Annotated in this window: 17 protein-coding genes; 9 read left to right on the forward strand and 8 right to left on the reverse strand. The window is 60.4% G+C overall.

The window, feature by feature from the left end:
* Positions 1-334: 334 nt before the first annotated feature.
* The 6 genes from VFN25_RS04925 (at position 335) to VFN25_RS04950 (ending at position 6,505) form a co-directional block, all read left to right on the forward strand.
* Complete coding sequence (locus VFN25_RS04925) at positions 335-1,234, forward strand: hypothetical protein (RefSeq protein ID WP_325139433.1); 900 nt, start codon at positions 335-337, stop codon at positions 1,232-1,234.
* A gap of 92 nt (positions 1,235-1,326) precedes the next feature.
* A complete protein-coding gene (gene asnB / locus VFN25_RS04930; protein WP_325139435.1) occupies positions 1,327-3,264 on the forward strand; it encodes an asparagine synthase (glutamine-hydrolyzing) in 1,938 nt (645 codons plus the stop codon).
* Positions 3,265-3,298: 34 nt separating this feature from the next.
* The gene (locus VFN25_RS04935) at positions 3,299-3,547 is read left to right on the forward strand and encodes an acyl carrier protein (RefSeq protein ID WP_325139437.1); all 249 of its coding nucleotides are present in this window, start codon (positions 3,299-3,301) and stop codon (positions 3,545-3,547) included.
* Positions 3,548-3,566: 19 nt separating this feature from the next.
* Positions 3,567-4,484, forward strand: a complete 918-nt coding sequence (gene prmC, locus VFN25_RS04940) for a peptide chain release factor N(5)-glutamine methyltransferase (RefSeq protein WP_325139439.1) — start codon at positions 3,567-3,569, stop codon at positions 4,482-4,484.
* On the forward strand, positions 4,471-5,442 hold the full coding sequence (nadE, locus tag VFN25_RS04945) for an NAD(+) synthase (protein WP_325139441.1): 972 nt from the start codon (positions 4,471-4,473) through the stop codon (positions 5,440-5,442). The genes prmC and nadE overlap by 14 nt, the downstream gene beginning before the upstream one ends.
* 10 nt (positions 5,443-5,452) lie before the next feature.
* The gene (locus VFN25_RS04950) at positions 5,453-6,505 is read left to right on the forward strand and encodes a hypothetical protein (RefSeq protein WP_325139443.1); all 1,053 of its coding nucleotides are present in this window, start codon (positions 5,453-5,455) and stop codon (positions 6,503-6,505) included.
* A gap of 75 nt (positions 6,506-6,580) precedes the next feature.
* Here VFN25_RS04950 and VFN25_RS04955 read toward each other — a convergent pair whose 3' ends face one another.
* Together VFN25_RS04955 and VFN25_RS04960 are read right to left on the reverse strand one after the other, a co-directional pair.
* The gene (locus VFN25_RS04955; RefSeq protein ID WP_325139445.1) at positions 6,581-7,963 is read right to left on the reverse strand and encodes a right-handed parallel beta-helix repeat-containing protein; all 1,383 of its coding nucleotides are present in this window, start codon (positions 7,961-7,963) and stop codon (positions 6,581-6,583) included.
* Between the two features lie 106 nt (positions 7,964-8,069).
* Complete coding sequence (locus VFN25_RS04960) at positions 8,070-9,488, reverse strand: right-handed parallel beta-helix repeat-containing protein (RefSeq protein WP_325139447.1); 1,419 nt, start codon at positions 9,486-9,488, stop codon at positions 8,070-8,072.
* 355 nt (positions 9,489-9,843) lie between these two features.
* Here VFN25_RS04960 and VFN25_RS04965 point away from each other — a divergent pair, with 355 nt between their 5' ends.
* The gene (locus VFN25_RS04965; RefSeq protein WP_325139449.1) at positions 9,844-11,100 is read left to right on the forward strand and encodes a pyridoxal-dependent decarboxylase, exosortase A system-associated; all 1,257 of its coding nucleotides are present in this window, start codon (positions 9,844-9,846) and stop codon (positions 11,098-11,100) included.
* Between the two features lie 6 nt (positions 11,101-11,106).
* On the opposite strand, the gene VFN25_RS04970 is transcribed toward VFN25_RS04965, so the two are convergent.
* The 3 genes from VFN25_RS04970 to VFN25_RS04980 form a co-directional block, all read right to left on the reverse strand.
* Complete coding sequence (locus VFN25_RS04970; protein ID WP_325139451.1) at positions 11,107-12,681, reverse strand: class I adenylate-forming enzyme family protein; 1,575 nt, start codon at positions 12,679-12,681, stop codon at positions 11,107-11,109.
* Positions 12,678-12,941, reverse strand: coding sequence for an acyl carrier protein (locus tag VFN25_RS04975; RefSeq protein WP_325139453.1), 264 nt, complete (start codon positions 12,939-12,941; stop codon positions 12,678-12,680). Before VFN25_RS04975 ends, VFN25_RS04970 begins: the two co-directional genes overlap by 4 nt.
* Positions 12,942-13,087: 146 nt before the next feature.
* Positions 13,088-13,834 (reverse strand): acyltransferase, encoded by a 747-nt coding sequence (locus VFN25_RS04980; RefSeq protein ID WP_325139455.1) that lies wholly within the window; start codon positions 13,832-13,834, stop codon positions 13,088-13,090.
* Between the two features lie 310 nt (positions 13,835-14,144).
* On the opposite strand from VFN25_RS04980, the gene VFN25_RS04985 reads away from it, so the two are divergent.
* Positions 14,145-16,346 (forward strand): hypothetical protein, encoded by a 2,202-nt coding sequence (locus VFN25_RS04985; RefSeq protein ID WP_325139458.1) that lies wholly within the window; start codon positions 14,145-14,147, stop codon positions 16,344-16,346.
* A 45-nt stretch (positions 16,347-16,391) separates the two neighbouring features.
* Here VFN25_RS04985 and VFN25_RS04990 read toward each other — a convergent pair whose 3' ends face one another.
* Positions 16,392-17,792 carry a TIGR03013 family XrtA/PEP-CTERM system glycosyltransferase gene (locus VFN25_RS04990; RefSeq protein WP_325139460.1) on the reverse strand — a complete coding sequence of 467 codons (1,401 nt, stop codon included), beginning with the start codon at positions 17,790-17,792 and terminating at the stop codon, positions 16,392-16,394.
* 517 nt (positions 17,793-18,309) lie between these two features.
* Between VFN25_RS04990 and glmS the strand changes: the two genes are divergently transcribed.
* On the forward strand, positions 18,310-20,142 hold the full coding sequence (glmS, locus tag VFN25_RS04995; protein WP_325139462.1) for a glutamine--fructose-6-phosphate transaminase (isomerizing): 1,833 nt from the start codon (positions 18,310-18,312) through the stop codon (positions 20,140-20,142).
* Positions 20,143-20,172: 30 nt separating this feature from the next.
* Here the strand turns inward: glmS and VFN25_RS05000 are convergent, their stop codons facing one another.
* The gene (locus VFN25_RS05000) at positions 20,173-21,501 is read right to left on the reverse strand and encodes an O-antigen ligase family protein (protein WP_325139464.1); all 1,329 of its coding nucleotides are present in this window, start codon (positions 21,499-21,501) and stop codon (positions 20,173-20,175) included.
* 268 nt (positions 21,502-21,769) lie between these two features.
* Positions 21,770-22,219, reverse strand: a complete 450-nt coding sequence (locus VFN25_RS05005) for a hypothetical protein (protein ID WP_325139466.1) — start codon at positions 22,217-22,219, stop codon at positions 21,770-21,772.
* Between the last annotated feature and the right edge of the window lie 538 nt (positions 22,220-22,757).

Consider the following 22,757-nt stretch of genomic DNA (forward strand, 5'->3'; position numbering starts at 1 on the left):
ATCGAAACTCTGGTAGACACCGTAGTAGGCATTTCCGCTGCTTCGCCTCGCATTGAATTCGCGTCGATAGAGCGGCTTGGCGAGATGACGGATCCCCGGCATTTCGGCGATCTCGTTGGCGATGCGTCGAAAACTTCTGGCCAAATCGCTCATGAAACCTCTCGCCTTGAATGCACGACCCGTTCACATTATTGCCGCCTGTGACGTGATAGCCCATGATAGCGCGCGATCATGGCGCGCGGACACCACAGGGTTCCGCAGCCCACCCGTACAAACATTGGCGCAGTGCCTGGCAGAGCGTACTATTCGGCAGTCCTGCGACAAGGAGCCCCTGATGCACGGTGCCAGCAAGCTGCTTGCCATCTTCGTCGTGCCGGCCTTTTTGGCGGCGTTGTTGAGTGGCGGCTCGGCCTCTCTGGATGCGCATCGACTGATCCTGGCAAGTGTCGGCAACGGTAGCAACGGAGCCTCCGGTTTCAAGTCGACCGGCGACTGTCCGCTTGCCGATTTAACCCACGCGCCACCTGCCTGCATGGAAGCCAACACGCTGGCGACAAGCCTTGGCCAGCACACCCTGCTCTGGCACGAGAACGGCCATGGTCCCAGCGTCGCGATCACCGAACCGATCACGACACAAGCCAATGGCAGCTTTCTTGTCGCGTTCAGTGCCGGCTTCGTATCCAACAACAGCACGCCCACAGACAACAAGGGCAATACGTTCCGGCCCTTGGGCGAAGCGGTCGCCTACCGCTACTACGATGGCGTTTATGACGTGAAACCGTACTATGTGCAATCTGCACATGGCGGCAGCGGACACACCGTCAGCATCGTCAAGAACGGTGTTCCGGCGGGTGAGCTGACCTTGCCTTTTGTCGAGATCAGGAATTTCGGCGCGAACATGCCGATCGTCAAAACCAACTACCCGCAACCGGGCAACGTCCTCACCAGCGCCTCGGTGACGACGACCGGACCGGCCACCCTGCTGGCTTTCTGGTTTGGTGACCAAAGCGGGCTGCATCACAGTGCGATACCGAACAATGGCTTCCAGATCATTGAGAATTTCGTCAACCTGCCACCCGACAGCGCGGTGCAATGTGTCGTCGCCGCGCGTCAGGTGTCTGCGGCCGGTACCTACAATGTCAGTTGGACCACTTTGCCAGAACAAGGCGCTCCACTGTGGTTGATCGCCTTTCCGGCCACTGGCGACAACCTGTTCCTGAATGGCTTTGATTGAAATCCCTTGCAGATTGAATCGCAGCCCATCAATCGCCGTGCGCTGCCGGGGCGAGTCAGAAACCGTGTCTCCGACTGGCCGGTTCGCCTGACATGTGCGGAATAGCCGGCTTTCTCGGCGTCGCCGCGTCGCCCGCTGTGGCGCGCAACGATCTCGAGACGATGATCGCGACACTTGCGCATCGCGGTCCGGATGCCTGCGGTTTTCATGTCGATGACGGCATCGGGCTGGCCCATTCGCGTCTGGCCATCATCGATCCGGTCGGTGGTGCCCAGCCGATGTCCAATCCGCGCGGCAGCGTATGGATCAGTTTCAACGGCGAGATCTTCAACTACATCGAGTTGCGCAAGTCGCTGCAGGCGATGGGCCACCAGTTCCGTACCGAGTCCGACACTGAAGTCATCGTGCATCTCTACGATCGCTACGGTGATCGATTTGTCGAGCATCTGAACGGCCAGTTCGCGATCGCGCTGTGGGATGACGAACGCAAGCGCTTGCTGCTGGTCCGCGACCGCGCCGGCATTCGTCCGCTGTTCTACCGGCGCAGCGGCGGTCGCCTCTGGTTCGCTTCCGAGATCAAGGCGCTGCATGCAGCACAACCGGGCCAGGCGCGGATCGATGCGCAGGGTCTGGTCCAGGCACTGACGTTCTGGGCCGCAGTCGAGCCGGACACGGTGTTTGCAGACATACGCAACCTGGCGCCGGGGCATCTGCTGGCAATTGAAAGCGACGGTCGCGAGACCTTGACCCGTTACTGGGACTGGCACTTCCCCGAGCACGGTGCGCCCGCGCCATTTGCGTCCTTTGATGATGCGGTCGGCTCCCTGCGCGACCTGCTGATTGACGCCGTGCGCCTGCAGTTGCGCGCCGACGTTCCGGTCGGCGCTTACCTCAGTGGCGGTCTTGATTCATCGGCGATCGTCGCTCTGATCCGCCACTACACCGAGACGCCGCTGCGCACATTCTCGATTGCCTTCGAGGATGCCGAATTTGACGAGAGCATCCACCAGCAAACCATGGTCCGGCATCTCGGCACCGAACACACCACGCTGAATTGTCGGCGCAAGGACATCGGCGAGGCGTTCCCGCGCTTGATCCGGCACGCCGAGGCGCCGCTGCTGCGTACCGCGCCAGTGCCGCTGATGCTGCTGTCGGCGCGCGTACGTGAAGCTGGCTACAAGGTCGTCCTGACTGGTGAAGGAGCCGATGAGGTCTTTGCCGGCTACGATTTGTTCAAGGAGGCCAAGGTGCGCCGCTTCTGGGCGCGGCAGCCCGAATCGCGCCTGCGTCCGCAACTGCTCGGGCGCCTGTATGGCTATCTTGACCAGTCTCCGGTTGCCAGCCCCGCATTCGCACGGGCGTTCTTCGGTCAGGGCATGGAGTATCTGGATCGCCCGGTATTTGCCCACATGCCGCGCTGGACGACGTCGCAGCGCGCGCTTGGATTCCTCTCCGATGAGTTTCGCGCGAGCGTGGGCGACTGGGATGCGGCCGCTTTCTACGAGAAAACCCTGCCCGCCGGGATCATGCGCTGGTCGCCGCTCTCACGCGATCAGTACGTCGAAGCGAAATCCCTGATGGGTGGCTATCTGCTCAGCTCACAGGGCGATCGCGCGGCCATGGCCAACTCCGTCGAAGGTCGCTTCCCCTTCCTCGACCATCGTCTGATCGAGTTCGCCAATCGCCTGCCGCCACAATGGAAAATCCGTGGCTTGACCGAAAAGCACATCCTGCGTCAGGCGCTTGCCGATCTGCTTCCGGCAAGCATCCTGCAGCGCAGCAAACAGCCGTACCGCGCACCGGATAGCTCAAGCTTCTTTGACCAGGGCAAGCCACTGGATTACGTCGCCGACCTGCTCAGCGGGGATCGAATTCGTCGTGCCGGCTATTTCGACGCGAAGCGCGTGGGTCACCTGTTTGAAAAGTGCCGGGCCGGTCGGGCGAGCGGATTTGCCGATAACCAGGCCTTTGTCGGTATCCTTTCCACCATGCTGCTCGATGACCAGTTCGTCCGCCAAGGATCATCTTGAATCAGCAGGAAAACTGCCTGGAGCCCGTTCATTCATGTCAACCCAAGCCAAGATCCGCCACTACATTCTTGAAAACCTGATGTTCACCGATGATGAGTCGCGCTTGCCCAATGACGCTTCGTTGCTTGATCGCGGCGTGATCGATTCGACCGGCGTCCTCGAGATCGTGATGTTCCTCGAAGAGGAGTTTTCGATCACGATCAAGGACAGCGAAATGCTGCCGGAAAACTTCGACTCCGTGGACAACCTGGTCGGTTTTGTCCAGCGCTTGCAGGCGGCTTAGCGGGCTGTCGAAAATGATCATGGATACCGAATTCGCGAAACGCCATGCACGGCTCAAGGCCACGTTCGAGACACCCGTGGACAAGCCCGACGAATCCCCCGAGGCGACTCTGCGCGTTCTCTGGTGGCTGGCGGCCGGCGAGTCACGGTCATTGAATTCTGCGCGCGCCACACTGCCCGAGCTCGATAGCGAGGCGCTGGACCGGCTCGATGCGCTGATCAACCGACGCCTGAGCGGTCAACCTCTCGCCCACCTCAGCGGTCGCCAGGATTTCTGCGGCCTCGAACTGCTGGCCACCGCCAGCGCCCTGGTGCCGCGCCGGGAAACCGAACTGCTGGCCAGGGCGGCCATCGCCCTGGCCAACGAACTGGGCAGTGCGCAGGATCACATCCAGGTGCTTGATGTCTGCACCGGCTCCGGCAACGTCGCCCTGGCCATTGCCGAACACTGTCCGGCAGCGCGCGTGTTCGGTGCCGATATCGACAAAGCGGCGATCGAGCTTGCCCGCGCCAATGCGCGCCAGCTCGGGCTTGAAGCGCGTGTCGACTTTCGCAGCGGCGATCTGCTCGCGCCGTTTGAGCAAACCGAATTCCTCCAGGCCATCGATTTGCTGACCTGCAATCCGCCGTACATCAGCAGCGCCAAGGTCGAACAGATGCCCAGCGAAATTTCCGCGCATGAGCCACGGCTCGCATTCGACGGTGGACCGCTCGGCGTGTCGATCCTGATGCGCCTGATTGACGAAGCGCCACGCTGGCTGCGGCGAGGTGGCTGGCTGGCGTTCGAGGTGGGCCTCGGCCAGGGTCGTTCGCTGGCACGACGCCTTGAGCGCCACGCCGACTACGACGAGATACGCGAAATCCATGACGCCGAGGGGGCCACCCGTGTCGTCCTCGCTCAACGCCGAGCCAAGGAAGAATCCCGTGCCGAAACTTGACTGGAGCGTGCTTGAACTGGACTGCGCCGCGCAGGCCGGGCACATCGCCGTGCAGCTGCGTGAAGCGCTGGCCACGCAACTGCATCGCCGAGGCCTGATCGTGGCGATATCCGGCGGCATCGACAGCTCGGTTTGTGCGGCACTCGCGGTGCAGGCGGTCGGCGCCCAGCGGGTACTCTGCCTGATCCTGCCCGAGCGCGATTCCGACCCGGACAGTGCCGAACGCGCGCAGCTGCTTGCCGAACATCTCGGCGTCAGCGTGGAGCAATTCGACATTGCCCCGGCACTTGAGGCACTGGGCTGCTATTCGGCACGCGATCAAGCGGTGCGTCGGGTACTGCCCGAATACACCCGGGCATGGAAGATGAAGCTTTCCCTGGTCGGTGCCCGGCAAGGCTCGATCAATCGCTTTCGCCTGATTGCCGAGGATCCCGAGGGCTCCCGCCACGAATGCGAATTGCGCCTCAATGACTACCTGACCATCGTCGCCGCGACCAGCTTCAAGCAGCGCACGCGCAAGATGCTCGAGTACTTCCACGCCGACCGTCTCAACTACGCCGTGGTCGGCACTCCGAACCGGCTCGAGATTGATCAGGGTTTCTTCGTCAAGAACGGTGATGGCGCGGCCGACATCAAGCCGATTGCGCATCTGTACAAGAGCCAGGTCTATGCCATGGCGCGCCATCTCGGCCTGCCCGAGCGCTTGTGCAACGCTCAGCCGACAACCGATACCTACAGCCTCGAACAAGGTCAGGACGAGTTCTATTTCAGCCTGCCCTATCGATCCATGGATCTGGCCTTGTGGGCGCTGGATCATGATGTTCCGGCACAGGATCTCGGCGCCGCGCTCAATCTGGAAACAGCCGAAGCCGAGGCGGTGTACAAGGATATTCAGGGCAAGCGACGCACTACGCGCTACCTGCACCTGGCTCCGATCTTCGTCACCGATGCACCATGAGTTCGTGCCGATGAATCCCCCGGCGGATACCACGCAATACCGGGTCAGCGTAGGCGATGCGACCCGCGACAAGGATGCCGTCATTGGCATCTGGCGCGACAATCTGGGTGACGAGGCGCACATGCTGGCCAAATTCGCCTGGTTCTACGAGACTTGCCCGTTTGGCCAACCGCTGCTGCTGATCCTGACCCAGTCCGGCACCCACCAGGCAGTGGGTGTTGCCGCCGCCGGGCCACGTCGAATGCGCGTTCGCGGCAAGGAGTGTTCGGCCGGCGTTCTGGTCGATCTGGCCGTCGTTGCGGAACATCGCTCGCTCGGGCCCGCGCTGATGCTTCAGCGCGAACTTGCCGAGCTCGGTGGGCAGCGCTTTGATCTGCTTTACGGTTTTCCGAATGCGAAAGCGGCGCCGCTTTTCAAGCGCATCGGTGTTTATGAGATCCCCGGCGCGATCGTGCGCTACGCACGCGTCCTGCGCTATCAGGGATATGCCGCGCGGCGTATGCCGAAGGCTCTGGCCAGGGCGCTTGGATGGGTCATGGATTTGTCCTGGCGGCTCAATCCCGCGCATGCGGAACATCGGACGTTGCGTGCACGCTGGTCCGATTCTGTCGATCCCGGGGTTGATTCACTCTGGCAGCGCTCGGCACCGAGCACCGGCATTCTTACCGTACGTGACGCCCAATTCCTGCGCTGGCGCTTCGAACAAGCACCCACGCCAACCCGATTCCTGCTGATCGAAGATGGCTCAGACGGAGGCCTCAAAGCCTGGTTCGCCTGTCAGAGCCAGGAACGCATGCTGCATGTCCGCGATTGCTGGTCGGAAGAGGGCCTTGCCGGCATCTCGCGCGGACAGATCAGCGCACTCCAGCACGCGGCCTACCGGGCTGGCTATGCCTCGCTGTCATTCGAGTTTTTCGGTTCTGACGCCGCTCTGCAGGGCTGGCGTGCCGCCGGCTTCGTCGAACGCAGTCGGCGTTCGCTGGTGGCTCGCTGGTCGGGCAAGCTCACCACCACCGCTGCGCTCGACGAAATGCACCTGACATCGGCCGATGAAGACGAGTAGTGATTGGGCCCGGGGCTGCAGCCTTGAATCGCACTCATTTGGCGAAGATTCCGCCCGTACTAGCGTTTCCGGAAACTACGGCGGCGATGACTGAATCGCCCCCAGATCATTTCCGCCCGCGCGCGGGCGCTTCTCGATATAGAGCCTGACCTGATCGATTCGATCACCGGCACCGAGGGCCGGACTACCCGGAGCCGGTTTTGCCTGAGCGTCAAGCTTGAAATCAGCACTCAGGCTGTGTGCGTCGCCATGCTCATGCGCCTGCCATTCTTCGAGATCAGCATTGCGCAACGGATTGTCGATGCGCATATCGACGAAGCGACAATCGCCGCGGCGGTTTTGATAGCCGTTGTAGTCGGTGCCAGGCGCACCGCTCAATGCGGACAATCCGCCGAGCTCGCGCGACCAGCGTATTTCGACGCAAGTGCCGCCATCCTGGATGATCAGATTATTGCGGATGCTCGGATTCACGCTCGGCGGTCGGCCGGCCTTGGGATCCCAATCCTGAAACGGAATTCCAAAATAGATGGCCGCGTGGCCGAGACGGGCAGCATCGGTGATCGTGTTGTTGAAGATTCGCGCGTCGCGCGCCGAATACAGTCCGATGCCCGCGTAACCGGTATAGCGCACGATGTTGTTGCGCACGATAGCACCGATCGACTCGTAGTACTCGGGATTCACTTCAAGATCGAAATACTCTTCACTGGTATCGAAGCCGACCAGGATGCCGGCCATGCCGGTGTTCTCGATCCGATTGCGCTGGATCACGGCATCGCGGGCACCGCCTTTGAAATAGAGCCCGGTGGTGGCGATGTCATGGATATGGTTGTCCTCGACCAGCATGTTCGAGCCACCGACATTGTCGATGCCTTCGGCATTGCGCTTTTCCAGCGGAGTGCCGATCGGATCGGCCGCGCCGGTATTCCATATTTCGCTTTTTCTTATCGTTACATGATCGCACTTCGGCGTGATCTTGATGGCATCACGGCCGGTGTCATGGATCTTCAGGTTTTCCAGCATGATGTTGCTGGCACCGGTTCCATGCTGGCCCTCGCCGCGATACCAGGCGGTCTGCAACTGGATGCCGTAATACATGCCACCGCTGATTTCGAGATCGCTGATGCGACTGCCGCTGGCCTCCGGATCAATCTGGACAACGACACTGTCCTTGACCTTCATGTTGCACTGGATATGCGCACTTTCGCCGGTCTCCGCGCGCAAGGTCAGGCGCTTGCGCAGGCGTACATCGCACTCGTGATAAACCCCTTTGCGCAGGATGATCGTGTCACCTGGCGCCGTCATGTCGAGCGAGGTGTCGAGGATATGGCTCACCGTGCGAAACGGCTGCGCTCGACTTCCATCGCCAAGTGCGTTGTCGCCGCCAGGGGCGGCGTACCAGTCACGCGCCGTGGCTGGTAGGGCAACAAGCACGGTGGACAGCAGCAGGAGTCGGAACAAGAGGACTTTCCCTGGCCAGCCCGGGCGACCGGCACGTCATGGCGGATCGCCCAAGTTTAATCCAATTCCGACCTCAGGGCAGGCAGCGGACGATCGTCGCGCAGGCTCAGTCGAAATGCGCAGAGAAGATCAGGTCTGGCACCGGCGCATCAAGTTCATCAGCGCCAATATCGTAGGGCGCAAATCGCTGCTGCTTGTCGAAATCGTCGGTCACCTGGGACAGCGTCGTGCCGGCATCGATGGCCGGGCTGCCAGGCAACAGGCGCCCGGTCGAATCCAGACCCGGAGACGCATAGATGCTCTGCGCGTCGGTTCCTTCGTAGGCCCGCCATTGCGCCAGAGTTCCGCCACCGCCAATCGGACTGCCAGGACGTGCATCGCGGAACACGCAGGCTCCATTGTTGTTTGAATAGAGATTGAAGTTGGTGCTCGGGCTGCCAGTGAGGCCGGAGACACCGCCGAATTCGTTCCAGTGACGAACCTCAACGCAGTTGCCGCCGTACTGCATGACCAGGTTGTTGCGGATCAGCGGGTTGATGCTTGGCGGACGTCCGGCAACCGGATCCCAATCCTGCGCGGGCACGCCGAAATAGATCGCCGCGTGGCCGTCCTGGGCGGTATCGATGATCGTGTTGTTGACGACCACGGCATCCTTGGCCGAATACAAGCCAATGCCTTCGTAAACCGTATTACGGATGATGTTGTTGCGCACCGTGCCGCGAATGGATTCATAGAACTGCGGATTGATGGAAAGATCGAAAAACTCGACGCTGGTATCGAAGCCGACCAGAATCCCGGCCATGCCGGTGTTCTCGATCCGGTTGCGCTGAACCAGCACGTCGCTGGAGCCCCCCTTGAAGTACAGGCCCGTGGTCGAGATGTCGTGGATGTAGTTGTCCTCGATCAGCAGGTTGGAGACGTTGACACTGTCAATGCCATCCGCATTGCGATCATCCAGGCTGGTTCCCGGCGGATAGATCGCACCGGTGTTCCAGATTTCGCTGTTGCGAATCGTCACATGATTGGATTTGGGCGTGATCTTGATGCCATCGCGACCGGTATCGTGAATCTTCAGGTCGTCGAGAAGGATGTTGGAAGGACCGGACGAGCTGCTGCAGCAGGGATCCGGATACCAATCCGTCTGCAACTGGATGCCGTAGTACATTCCGCCGCTGATCTCGAGTTGACGCAAGACGCTGCCGCTTGCCGCGGTATCGATCTGGATGGTGACGCTGTCAGCGACCGTCATGTTGCAATGGATGTGAGCGCGCTCATTGCCATAGGAGCGCAGGGTTAGCGGCTTGCGCAGGCGCACATCGCACTCGTTGTAGGTGCCGGCACGCAAATTGATCACGTCACCTGGCGAAGTCATGTCGAGCGAGGTGTCGAGCACATGGCGAACCGTGCGGAAGGGGGATGTCAGCGTGCCATTGCCGCTGTTGCTGCCGTTTGGAGAGACGAACCATTCTCTGGCAGTCGCTGGCAGACTCGCGAAAACCAGCAGGAAAATCAGAATTCTGAACATGATGTGATGTGACCTTTCAACGAGCGTTCCGGCGGGAAATCCTGGCGGGGGCAACCATGACCTGCAATTCAATTCACTTGCAAAACTCGGAACCGGGGGATTTGTTGCAACGCAGAATAGGCACTTAAATGACTGATATTCGTGATGATTCTCTCATTTTCCCGGCCTCTGGAAAGCCCCTCTCATGGATTTGCGACCCAGTTCCGATGAAATTTCCGCATTTTCATGATCTGCGCGCAGCGCATTGTCGCAACGGTCTTTTTCTGGCCAGTGGAGCTCCGGTGCAATGCGGATGCGACAGCCGGAAGCAATCCGTAGAATATCGGCCCACGATGCGCCACCCAACGGAATCAGGATGACCGACGACGCCACACCCGCCGCCTCGACGCATGCCGCGAACTGGTCCAGCCGTGATCCATGGGCGCGAAACCGCGATGGCGAACTGCTGGTTGGCGGCAGGGCGCTATCGCGGGTGGTTGATTCCGTCGGATCGAGTCCGTGCTATCTGTACGACCGCTCGCGCCTCAACGCGCGTGCGCAGGCGCTGCGCGCGGGATTGCCGCCAGAAGTGCTTGTGCACTATGCGATGAAAGCCAATCCGATGCCGGCGCTGGTCTGCCACATGGCGACTCAGGTTGACGGCATCGACGTCGCCTCACGCGGCGAGTTGCGCATCGCCCTCGACAGTGGAATGTCACCCGAACACATCAGTTTTGCCGGCCCGGGCAAGTCTGCCGGCGAACTCAGGCAGGCCGTTGCCGCCGGTATCCTGATCAATATCGAATCGTTTCGCGAGATCGGCATCCTCGCCGAAGCAAGCCAGCAACTGGGGCAGCCCGCGCGCGTCGCGGTGCGCGTCAACCTGCCCTTCGAACTCAAGGCCTCGGGCATGAAAATGGCCGGCGGAGCGCGCCAGTTCGGAATTGATGCTGATCGCGTGCCCGAGATGCTCGACGCAATCGGGCAAGCCGGTCTCGCCTTCGAAGGGTTTCACATGTTCGCCGGATCGCAAAACCTGCGTCCTGGCGCAATCATCGAGGCGCAGCGGCGCTGCTACGAACTCGCCCTGGAATGGCGGGATCAGTTCCCGGCACCAGTGCGAACGTTCAATCTCGGCGGTGGTTTCGGCATTCCCTATACGGTCAACGATGCACCGCTGGATACCGATTCGATCCTGGCCAATCTGGCGGAACTGGCCGAGAGCGCGCACGAGGATTTCCCCGGCGCGCATCTGGTCATCGAGCTCGGTCGCTATCTGGTCGGCGAAGCCGGGCTCTACGTGACCCGCGTCATCGATCGCAAGATTTCTCGCGGGCAGGTGTTTCTCGTTGTCGACGGCGGCATGCACCAGCACCTCGCCGCTTCCGGAAACTTCGGCCAGGTCATGCGCAAGAATTATCCGGTCGAGGTCAACCGGCGCAGCGCGGAAACCGAAACCGCCAGCGTGGTCGGCCCCTTGTGCACGCCACTCGATCTGCTCGCCGATCGCGTGCCGCTGGATGTGGCTGAAGTCGGCGATCTGGTTGTGGTTTTCCAATCCGGCGCCTATGGCCGATCAGCCAGTCCACGCGACTTTCTCGGTCACGCAGATGTGCTCGAAGCGCTGATCTGATCCGGATTATTCCTCGTCGCCTGGCAGCGTGCGCCCTTCGGCCTCGGCTTGAAGGACGGCGCGGCGGATCTTGCCGGTATTGGTCTTCGGCAGCGCCTCGCGGAATTCGATCAGTCGCGGCACCATGAAATCTTCCAGCCGGGCCAGGCAATGGGCGATGATTTCGCGCGCCTCGATCTCGACATCCTCGGCCTTGACAATCAGCGCCTTGAGCGCGCGACCGAGCACTTCATCAGGGACGCCGACAACCGCCGCTTCTTTGATTCCAGGCAGCGCATAGAGCACGTTTTCGACTTCCTTCGGACTGACCTTCTCGCCGCGCGACTTGATGATGTCGTCCTTGCGTCCGACGAAGTAGCAGAAACCCTCCTCGTCCATGCGGAAAAGATCGCCGGTGTGCAGCACCTTCTCCCAGGCGTAGCGTCCGGCCTTGAGGGTTTTCGCGGTGGCTTCCTCGTTGCGCCAGTAGCCTTGCATGACATGGCCGCCACGCACGACCAGCTCACCCACGACGTTGGCCGCGACCGGCTTGCCTTCATCATCGGCGACCCAGACCTCCGTACCCGGAATGGCAATGCCGACGCTGTCCGGACGCTTGGCCAACTGCGCCGGCGGCAGCCAGGTGCAGCGTTTCGATTCAGTCATTCCGTACATCGAGAAAACCTGCGCCTGGGCAAACAGCTCCTGCAACTTCTGGATATGCGCAGGCGGCAATGCCGCGGCGGTATTGGTCAGGAAGCGGACACTTGTGGCCCATTCGGGTTTGAAGTTGCGCAACTGCACAATCAGCGCTGCCATCGTCGGCACCAGCGGAAAGCCGGTGACTTTTTCACTGGCCAGCATCGGCAGGATCTTCTGCGGAAATGCGAACGATTTTTCGAGGATCAGAGTGGAGCCCATCATCACGCACATGAGCAACTGGTACAGGCCGTAGTCGAAGGCCAGCGGCAAAACGCTGAGGATCACATCGTCGCTTCGCGCTTCGAGATACGTCGTCACCGAAGTCGCCGCGAACACCATGTTCCGGTGCGTCATCATCACGCCCTTGGGCTGACCGGTCGATCCGGAGGTGTAGACGAGCATGGCCAGATCGATATCGATGCCGCGTGGTGCGGAATCGAGCGTGGCCGGCGCTGCCGCCATGAATTCGGTCCAACTGATGCCATCGCCTGCGACATCGCTGTCAGCGTCAACGACGATGATTCTACGCACGCTGGCTGCCTGCTCGGCAGCGGCGCGGGCAACTGGTAACAGGGCGGCCTGGGTGACCAGCACCGACGCCTCACAATTGTTCAGCACATAGGCGAGCTTGTCGGTCTTGGTGGTTGGATTGATGACGCTGAATACACCACCGGCGCGCAACGTACCGAAAATGCCGATCGCCGCCTCAAGGCGGTTGTCGATAAACAGGACACAGCGTTCGCCGTTGCGGAAGTCCGCAGTGCCGACCAGTGCCCCAGCAAAGCGCTCGGATTCGGCATGGAATTCTGCATAACTTGTGCGTTTGCCCTGGACGACCAGGGCGACTCGATGCGGATCGCGCTCCGCAGCGCGGCGCAGCAGTTCCTCGTAGCGAATCATCCGGCCAGTCTCGCCTCGGCGTGCTTGCTTTCAACATAACGGACCAGCGGTCCAATGCCGTCGATGTTTTCCGGAATGACATCATCATCGTCAACGATGATCTCGAACTCGGATTCCAGCCAGGTCACCAGGCTGAGAACACCGATCGAATCAAGGATGCCGGCATCGAACAGACTTTGTTCGAGGGCGAGGTTGTCATGATCTTCGGATGGAAACGTGTCGCGGACGAAATCACGGATACGGGCTTCAATCGTTTGCATGCGCCACTCTGGTATTTCTGGGGACAGGATCTGCGTCGGAACCCGTGGTTTCGACGTCGCAAGGTGGTGCAGTTTGCCAGAACAGGGCAGCGACGACATCAACCGTATACTTCCCGGATTCAGGGTTGGCCCGCCACTGATCACGCTTACGGCAGGTTGCCTGGCGCCTCACCCGCTTCGCTTTTGCTTGCGGGAGTCAACACGCTGACCCGCCGTGCCGGATTGCCGGCGACCACGGTATTTGGCGCCACCACGCCGGATACGATCGAGTTCGCCGCGATGATGCTGCCTTCGCCGATGACGGCACCCGGGAGAATCATCGCGCCAGCACCAATCCAGACATTGTCGTGAACGACAATTGGCTTGATATCACTGGCATCTGGCGGTGCTCCGGCAAGGCGCAAGGCCGGGTCACTCGCATGCCCGGCAGAATCCCGGAACGACACCCCGCTGGCAACTTGCACATGGTTGCCAAGGGAAATTTCGCGACCGACGACGAAGCTCGTGTTGTGGCCGATATCGCAGTGATCACCGATGCTCAGTCGTGGATTGGGTACAAAGCTGGCGGCGAAGGCTACGCTGATCTTGCCATTCAGGCACACGTAGTCGCCGAGGATCAGCTCACCACGGCCCTTGATCCAGGGCACGTAGATTCCTGCGGTCACGCCGCGACCATGTCGGGTGCAATAGGCCTTGAGCAGTGGCTCGGCAAGAAATCGGCGACGCAGGAAAAAAATGATCGCACGCAGGAAAAGGAAGACGTACAGCATCGGCACGACAACGATGTGCGGCGCAGGCAAGGAGAACGTGTTCCATTGCTTGCGCACTGAGCGCAAAGCTCGTGCAGCGGGATGGGACGAGCGGGCCGCCCAGTGGCGGAGCTTGGCAATCATGCACGGCACCCATGAAAAGTCTTCGAACGGTTGCCAGCACCGGAGCGGCGTGGCGATTCACGCTTGAGGCAGCGATTATCGGTCCAACCTGATCCCCGAAGCCAGTCAAAGAGGCTGACGCACGCCCCGCGATATCCACGCGGCACGCAGCATGTGATCGAATTCACAGCTCGTCACGGCAAGTGTGTCGTGGTTGCCAGTTTCGACAATTATTCGGAGCATCAATGGCTTAGGTGTGACTGTTGTCACCAATTTGCCTTTGTCGTTGAGACAGCATGCGATCCCCCGCTCGCTCCAACGGCCCCCTGCCATGGCATTTGCTTCTCTTGCGTCAACACTCTCGAAAGCCAGTCGCGTCGCATTGCTCGCCTGCACGCTGACAACTTCTGCGGCGATGGCCGCAGCGAATCTTCCGAATCCGATTCTGTTTGTTACCCAGGTTCCGGTACCGCAGGATTTCGCGACCATCGGCTCGGTCTTCGCCAATCACATGGCCGATATGCAAAGTGCGGCTCGCGGTGGCGACCTGTGGATCCGCTACCCGAACGGCACCCTGCGCAACCTGACCGCCGAAGCGGGCTACGGCAGCAGCGGAATGCAGGGCGCAAATGCGATCGCGGTGCGCGACCCGGCCGTTCATTTCAACGGCCAGAAAGCGGTTTTCAGCATGGTCATCGGCGCACCCACGTCCCAATATCAGCAAATCACCACCTACTGGCAGCTTTACGAGGTCAGCGGTCTTGGCAGCGGCCAGACGGTGCACATTTCGCGGGTGGCCAACCAGCCCGCCGACACCAACAACGTCGAGCCGACCTACGCCTCCGATGGCAGCATCATTTTTGTCAGCGACCGTTCGCGCAACGGACAACGCCATCTCTATCCGCAGCTCGACGAGTACGAGTCGACACCGACACCGAGCGGGTTGTGGAAGCTCAATCCGGCGAGCGGCAGCCTGGTCCTCCTGCAGCACGCGCCTTCCGGTTCGTTCCGGCCATTCGTTGACAGTTTCGGCCGGGTCATTTTCACCCGCTGGGATCATTTGCAGCGCGATCAGCAATCCGAAAACCCTAGCTACGGAACATTCAACTGGGCATCGGAATCAAACGCGGCGACCACAAGCGCAGCGGTCGACGTGTTTCCCGAGCCGCGTGAAGACACCACGACGACCTTCGGCTTGCGCCTGAATCACTTTTTCCCGTGGATGATCAACCAGGATGGCAGTGGCGAGGAAACCCTCAACCATGTCGGTCGCCACGAGTTGTTCGGTTACTTCAATCGCAGCTTGAAGAACGACTCCAGCCTGACCGATTTCAGCGACGCGGCGACGCCGCCACGCTCCAATGTCAACGTTGCCGAAAACTGGTTGCAGCTGGCCGAGGATCCGACGACACCGGGGCGCTACTACGCGATCGACGCGCCCGAGTTCTACACCCACTCGGCCGGCCAGATCGTATCGATCAACGGTTCGCCGACCACCAATCCGTCAAACATGCTGGTCGACTACCACACGCCGCGCAGTACGCATGACTTTCATTCCGGCAACGTACCAGCCGATTTCACCGGTCACTACCGCAGCCCGCTGCCACTCTCGAACGGTGGCATGGTTGCCGCCTGGGTCGCCGAACCCCGTCTCTCGGCAAACGACGGCACCCGCGCCAACCCGATTCCCCGCTACAAGTTTCGCCTCTACAGCTTGATGACCGATGCCAGCGGCTTTCTGCGCACTGATCCGAATGGTGCGCTGACCAGCGGCATTACCAAATCGGTGTCGTGGTGGGATCCGGACGTGCGCGTGACCTACAACGGACCGTTGTGGGAACTGTCCGCGGTCGAGGTGCGCGCGCGCGCGACCCCACCGAATACGGCCGAAGCCGCACCGGAGTCGCCCGAAGCCCAGGCATTCGCGGCCGCCAACGTCGATTTCAACGCCTTCCAGAGCTTCCTTGCCGCTCGCGGACTTGGCGTGCTGGTCAGCCGAAACGTGACCACGCGCGATGGTCGTGACAAGCAGCAACCGTACAATCTGCGCGTTCCCGGTGGCGTCCAGACGCTTGGCAACTCGGGACCAAGACACGACATCCAGTTCATGCAATTCCTCCAGGGTGACCAGATTCGAGGCCTTGGAGGTGCCAGCTCACCGGATCGCGGCCGTCGAGTTTTGGCCCAGCCGCTACACGATGCCGACGCCTTGCAGTTCATGCCTGCCGTTCAGCCCGGCGCTCCGCCCGGCTCGGTACGCATTGCCAGCGACGGCTCTGTGGCCGCCATCGTGCCGGCCCGGCGCGCCATGGCCTGGCAATCAACCGATGCCAATGGCACACCGGTGGTGCGTGAGCGTTACTGGATATCCGTGAAGCCGGGCGAAGTCCGCGCATGCGCTGGCTGCCATGGCGTCAACACCACCGATCAGGCCGGACATCAACCCGCACAGAACATGCCGATGGCGCTCAAAGACTTGCTCGACTACTGGCGCGTCAACGCCGATCCCCTGTTCGAGGCCGGTTTCGACTGAGGCAGTACTGAGGCAAGTGACGCTTGCCAATTGATCAGTGTTGCCCTAACGCGCTCCACGTCGAAACAGCACAACCTCGACCGTCTGAATCAGAATGACAAGATCCAGCGTGGTCGAGTGATTCTTGACGTAGAACAGATCGTATTTGAGCTTTTCCGCGGCATCCTTTTCACCAGCGCCATACGGATAATTCAATTGTGCCCACCCGGCCAGCCCGGGCTTCACGCAGTGCCGAAGGTTGTAGTACTGGATCTTCTTCTCCAGGTCGACGACGAACTCCGGCCGCTCGGGTCGGGGACCGATCAGGCTCATGTCGCCGCGCACCACGTTCCAGAGTTGTGGTAACTCATCCAGCCGTACCTTGCGAATGAAGCGGCCAACGCGAGTCACGCGATCATCGTTGTTGCTGGCCCAGCGCGCGACGCCATCTCCTTCGGCATCGGTGCGCATGCTGCGGAACTTGATCAGCATGAAGGTGCGGCCACCCGCACCGACCCGCTCCTGGCGATAGAGGATCGGCGCGCCGCGCCCGGATTCAATCCGGATCGCAAGCGCCGTCAACAAGATCAACGGCCAGGTCAAGGCGAGGATAAGCAAGGTCGATGCGCCATCGAACAAGCGTTTGGACGCCTTGCGCAGTGGTGATGCATCGAAACCGCTGGAGAAAATCAGCCAGGAAGGGTCAATCAGGCTCAACTTGACCTTGCCCTGCTCGCGCTCGAAAAACGTGATCAGACTGGTGATCCGGATGCCGCGCTGTTTGCACAGCAACAGATCGTTCATCGGCATTTGACCGCGCCGGTCCTCAGGCGCGATCACAATTTCATTGACCTGCATGCGTTCGGCGATCTGCGCAAGCGAGCCGGAATACTCGACCAGATTTTCTTCGGGTACGGCCGCCACTTCGCCGGGCAAACCGAGAAATCCCACAACCTTGAATCCTCGGCGGTCAACACGCCGGCGCATGCTGTAGACGATTTTGGCGGCACGTCTTCCGGATCCGAAAACGAGAACCCGGCGCTTCAGACCCTCAATATCAAGCAGCCGAACAAACAGACCGCGAGTCAACGAAATCAGGATAAAGCTGATGACCAGCGCGATGCCGATAACGCTGCGCCCGACGTAGGCCTGCGGAAAGACGTAGAAGACAATGGCGATCGAGATTCCGCCTCCGGCAAAGCCGATCGCCTGACGCGCAAGAAAGCCCAGCCAGTTCTGACGAAGACTCGGGTGATACAAGCCGACGGCAGCCAGCGCAGTCACCATGACGACACCAAAGATAACTGCGCGCAACTCGATCCAGGGCGAGTACATCGCCAGGCTCTCGGCATCGTTCCAATAGCGCAACTGCATCGACAGCAGCAGCGAGCCAGTCAGGATCAGCCCTTCAACCACAGCCAGCAATAGCAGCCAGCGGGCACCTTGTTCACGCAAAGTCCGAAACATTCGTCCTCCATCCAGCAGCAATGCGCCGCTGCCAAACATTGAGCACACAAATCCAGGGTCCGAATTCGCGCAGGATCGCCACAACTGGCGCCCTCGGCACCAAACTGAAGATGCTTGCTCCAGCAATCGCGCGCGATGCCTTACGCAGATGTACGCGCGCAGGCTCAGAAAGGATGCGAAATACTACTTGCTCAGCCTGCTTCTGTGCAGGGGCGGCTCCTGTGCGCCTGTCCGACATGACGTTCTGCACGCTCAAACGGGTGGAGGAAACGCGAAATGACCCGAAAAACGCATCTTGTATGCGGCAAATGAACATTTTACTGCCGTATCGTGCCTCCTGAATAGAGCTTCAAGGACCTGCTGAAGCGCAGTAACCCGGCAAGTACAGGGCAATTGATCGTCGATTCGGTTGCCGACCCTGCCGGGATCGCCGCCAACCGTCTATCATTCCATCCCTTGTTCTGGATGTTTTCATGGCAAGTCCAGGAATTTCCGCTCCGAAACCGAGGATTGTCCAATGTGTGGAATAGTCGCCGCGACGGCCGAGCGTGATGTCGTCGCCATCCTGATCGCCGGCCTGCAGGCACTGGAATATCGTGGCTACGACTCGGCCGGTATTGCCGTGCTCGATGGCGAACAGATACGTCGAACACGTACGGTCGGCAAGGTTCGCGAACTGGAAGCCCGGCTTGAATCAAGTCCGCTTAGTGGCGTGACTGGAATCGCCCATACCCGTTGGGCGACCCATGGCGTTCCCAACGAGGCCAACGCGCATCCCCACTCCTCAATCGATTCAATCAGTGTCGTGCACAACGGCATCATCGAGAACCATGTCGCCTTGCGCGAGGAATTGAAGCAGCTTGGCTACCGTTTCGATTCCGATACCGACACCGAAGTCATCGCGCACCTGATCCACCATCTGGGCAAGCAGGGGCTGGGCCTGCGTGCCGCGGTTCGGGAGGCCATCAAGCAGCTTCATGGAGCGTTTGCGATCGCGGCGATTTCGCGCGCAGAGCCTGATCACGTCGTTGGCGCGCGTCGCGGCAGCCCGCTCGTCGTCGGTCTCGGCATCGGTGAAAATTTCCTCGGCTCGGACGTGCAGGCCCTGATCAAGGTCACCAACCAGTTCTGCTATCTCGAAGAAGGCGACCTGGTCGAAATCACGCGCACCTCGGTCTCGGTCGAGGATGCCGATGGAAATCCTGTCGAGCGCGGCTCGCATACGAGTGAGCTCTCGGCCGATGCGGTCGAACGCGGTGAATATCGTCACTACATGCTCAAGGAGATTTTCGAGCAACCGCGCGCCATTGCCGATACGCTGGAAGGCCGAATTTCCGGCGAACACATTCTTCCGAATATTTTTGGCGTCGACTCCGAGGCCTTGCTCAAGCGTGTGCGTCATGTGCAGATCATCGCCTGTGGCACGAGTTACCACGCCGGCCTGGTCGCCCGCTATTGGCTCGAAGCGCTGTCTGGCATTCCGTGCAGCGTCGAGGTAGCCAGCGAGTATCGCTATCGACAAAGCGTCGTCCCGACCGACAGCTTGTTCCTCGCGATTTCACAATCCGGTGAAACCGCCGACACCCTGGCCGCGCTGCGTGAAGCCAAACGCCGCGGCTACCTCGGATCGTTCGCCATCTGCAACGTGCCCGAATCGAGCCTGGTCCGTGAATCCGATCTGGTCCTGATGACGCGAGCGGGGCCGGAAATCGGCGTTGCCTCAACCAAGGCGTTCACCACCCAGCTCTGTGCGCTGGCCCTGCTGGTGCTGGAATTGGCGCGCATGAACGGTCTGGATGACAGCCGCTACAAGGAGCTGGTCAATGAGCTCAGCAGCACGCCTCGACGGATCGCCGAAGCACTCGATCAAGCGCCGGCAATTGCGACACTGGCCGAGCGTTTCGTGCAGAAAGACCATGCCTTGTTCCTTGGCCGCGGCGTGAACTATCCGGTGGCGCTTGAAGGCGCGCTCAAGCTCAAGGAGATCTCCTACATTCACGCCGAGGCGTATCCGGCCGGCGAACTCAAACACGGCCCGCTGGCCCTCGTTGACGAGAACATGCCGGTCATCGCGGTAGCCCCCAACAACATGCTCCTGGAGAAGCTCAAGTCGAACCTTGAAGAGGTCCGTGCGCGGGGAGGTGAGTTGTTCGTGTTTGCCGACAATGACGTCGAGATGTCGAATGGTGATTCACGCGGAGCGGTGATCAAGATCAACTCGGGCGGGAACTTCATGGCCCCGGCCTTGTTCACGATCCCGCTGCAACTGCTTGCCTATCATGTTGCGGTTCTGCGCGGCACCGATGTTGACCAACCTCGCAACCTGGCCAAATCGGTCACGGTGGAATGAGGCCGGATCGGGATTGAACCAAGGTAACGCTCAGGAAGTTTTGCGATCCCGCGCACTTTCATTCGAAACCGTGTTTGCCGCGGCGACTGCAATGCCGGACAAGACAGCGAAGACGGCCATCAAGGCCGGCGTACGCAACGGATAGTCGACGGTCGAGTGCAAGATGATCACGCCGATGCCCATGAGCGCCGCGATTCCGGAAGTCCGGGTTCTCGATTGAGGATTCTGACGCAGCAATCGGACGAGGGCCTTGATCAATACGATCAAGGCAAGCAAAACCACGATCACCCCGAGCACACCTCCTTCCAGCCACCATTGCGCATATTCGTTATGCGCATTGTTGACGTATCCCCTCATCAGAAAGACATCACTTGAGCCTTGCTTGAAAGCAGGAATGAACGTGCCGAATCCTGCACCCAGCGGGGCGTATTCGATGCCGATCTGAAGCGTCTCGGCGGCAATCCGATAGCGGGAGCCCTCGATAGCCGAATCTCCTGCGTCATTTCTCATCCAGCCAAGTGCCGCCTGCAAACCAATGACAAACACGGCGAGTGCCAGTAGCGAGCCGATTTGCAGCAATCGATTGCGACGAAACGAGTGTGCCGACGGCAATCCGGAACTCAGGATCGCGCCCAGGAACATGATCATCGCGACGATCACTCCCGCTCGCGAACCCACCAGCGGCAGCGCGAGGATGAAGCTCAGAGCCGCGAACACCAGAACCCAGACTTTTGCATACGGGCCGCTGCTGTTGCGTGCCTGCCTCAATGCGTTGAGCAGAAATACGGTCACCAGCATCAGGCCTATCGCCAACATGCTGGCTTGATGGTTTCGATTGGCAAAGATTCCAGCCATTGCGGGCGCGTAGTCAGGGTACGGATTGAGGAAGCTCTGCTGGCCCGCGGCGATCTGGGCAAATGCCAGGATCAGGTTGGCGACGGATAGCCCGATGATCAACCAGAGCATGTTGCGCCAGACAGTTCGACCGGATCCGAGCAGGCAAAAGAACAACGCGATACCGGGCAGCAGGAACAGCAGGTCGCGCTCGGTTGCGTACGCAGACAGCGTCCAGCGCTTGTCCACCGTCGCCACGCCGGCGGCCTGCAGATCGCTCCATAGTGACAACCGCTCCGGTGGCAAGCTCCACAGCCATGCCGGCAGCGGAATCAACTGCAGCAATGGCAGAAGCGCAATCATCATGACGACGAGCACACTCCCGCGCGCCAGACGCAAGAGACCTTGCCGCTGAGCCTGAACTACCGAATAGACAAGAATCGGGATGGCAAGCAGTTGGGCGGCCATCGTGCCCAGATTGCCGGTCGCCGAGCTGCCACCAGCGATAAAGCAAAGTGAAAGCAACAGCGCTGCCAAAACCAGCAGAATCGGGTTTCCCCGCTTTGTGTGGGACTCGTCAGAGCTCACCATTGAATGCCCCTGTGAAAATCCTTCAAGGTAAGCAATTCAAGCCTCCAGGCTAGATACAGACAAACCCGTGCAGCCAGACCATCCGTCCCGGACCAGTGCAGCCTGCCAGGCGCACCAATGAAAAAGGCCTGACGCATGCGTCAAGCCTTTATCGAATATCAACCGCTGCCTGGGCAGGCGCCGAAACGCCTGCGACACCGTATTAGCGGCTGACCGGTGGTGGCGCAGATGTGCCCTCACCATTGTGGTCAATGACAGCAGCCACGGCGGCACCGCCCAACAGCACACCAGCAACAATCCAGCCCTTGGTCACGCCACTGCTTGAGCCTGACGCCAGGTACGGCAGCACACAGGTTGCGGAAATCTCATAGATGCCGGGATCGTCGTATTTCTGGCGGCAACCATTGTCGTAGACAACGGTTGCGCTGCTCTCGTTGGAGACCATCAATTTTGCCTTGGAGCGCACGCGTTGATCCGGCAGAGCAGTTTGAAACTCGCCCTGATCGCTGATCATGATAACGCCACCGTCGGTTTCAACTTTCGCGACTGTGTCATCGTCTTCGTTGCCAGATGACGTCTGCGCGTAGCTCGGCGCGGCCAGAGCAACGAACATCACGCCAAGGACGAATGCGCGAGTCATTTGTTTGATCATTTCATTGCTCCCATGCGAAAACTCTCTGCGATAGTCTAGGGCATGCATCACATCAAGGCAACAATTACTCATGCGGGCACGTCTCTCGCCTTCCCGCACCAGGACAAGCTAGGCAGTGTCGTGGCGCAAGCAAAGTCACTGGGCCGCTGCCTGCGCAGGGGCGACGGGTATTTGGATTGCCAGGCTTGCTGGTTGGTGCGCGGCTTCTTGCGCGGGGCGACGGATAATGGGGATACGATGGGCTGTTGGTGCTGGGTCGTAACCTGCGCATGGCGATGGATCCTCGCCGTGCAGGGGCTGGTTCGTGCTGATCGCTGGGCGCGGCATCCGAAGTTCGATGCCGTGGCTTGAAATTCGCCAAGAACCCCGGACCCACACACACCAAAGGCTACAAAACCCTCTCGATAGGGGTCGGGAAGGCTCATCACCTCCCCGCCCTCCGAACCGTGCGTGCGGTTCTCCCGCACACGGCTCTCCAGTTGGTGGTTGCTTCATCGAGATCGGCACGCCAAGGCATGGGCTTGGGTTAACGTGAAAA

The organism is Dokdonella sp., from assembly GCF_035703485.1.
Classification (GTDB): domain Bacteria; phylum Pseudomonadota; class Gammaproteobacteria; order Xanthomonadales; family Rhodanobacteraceae; genus Dokdonella.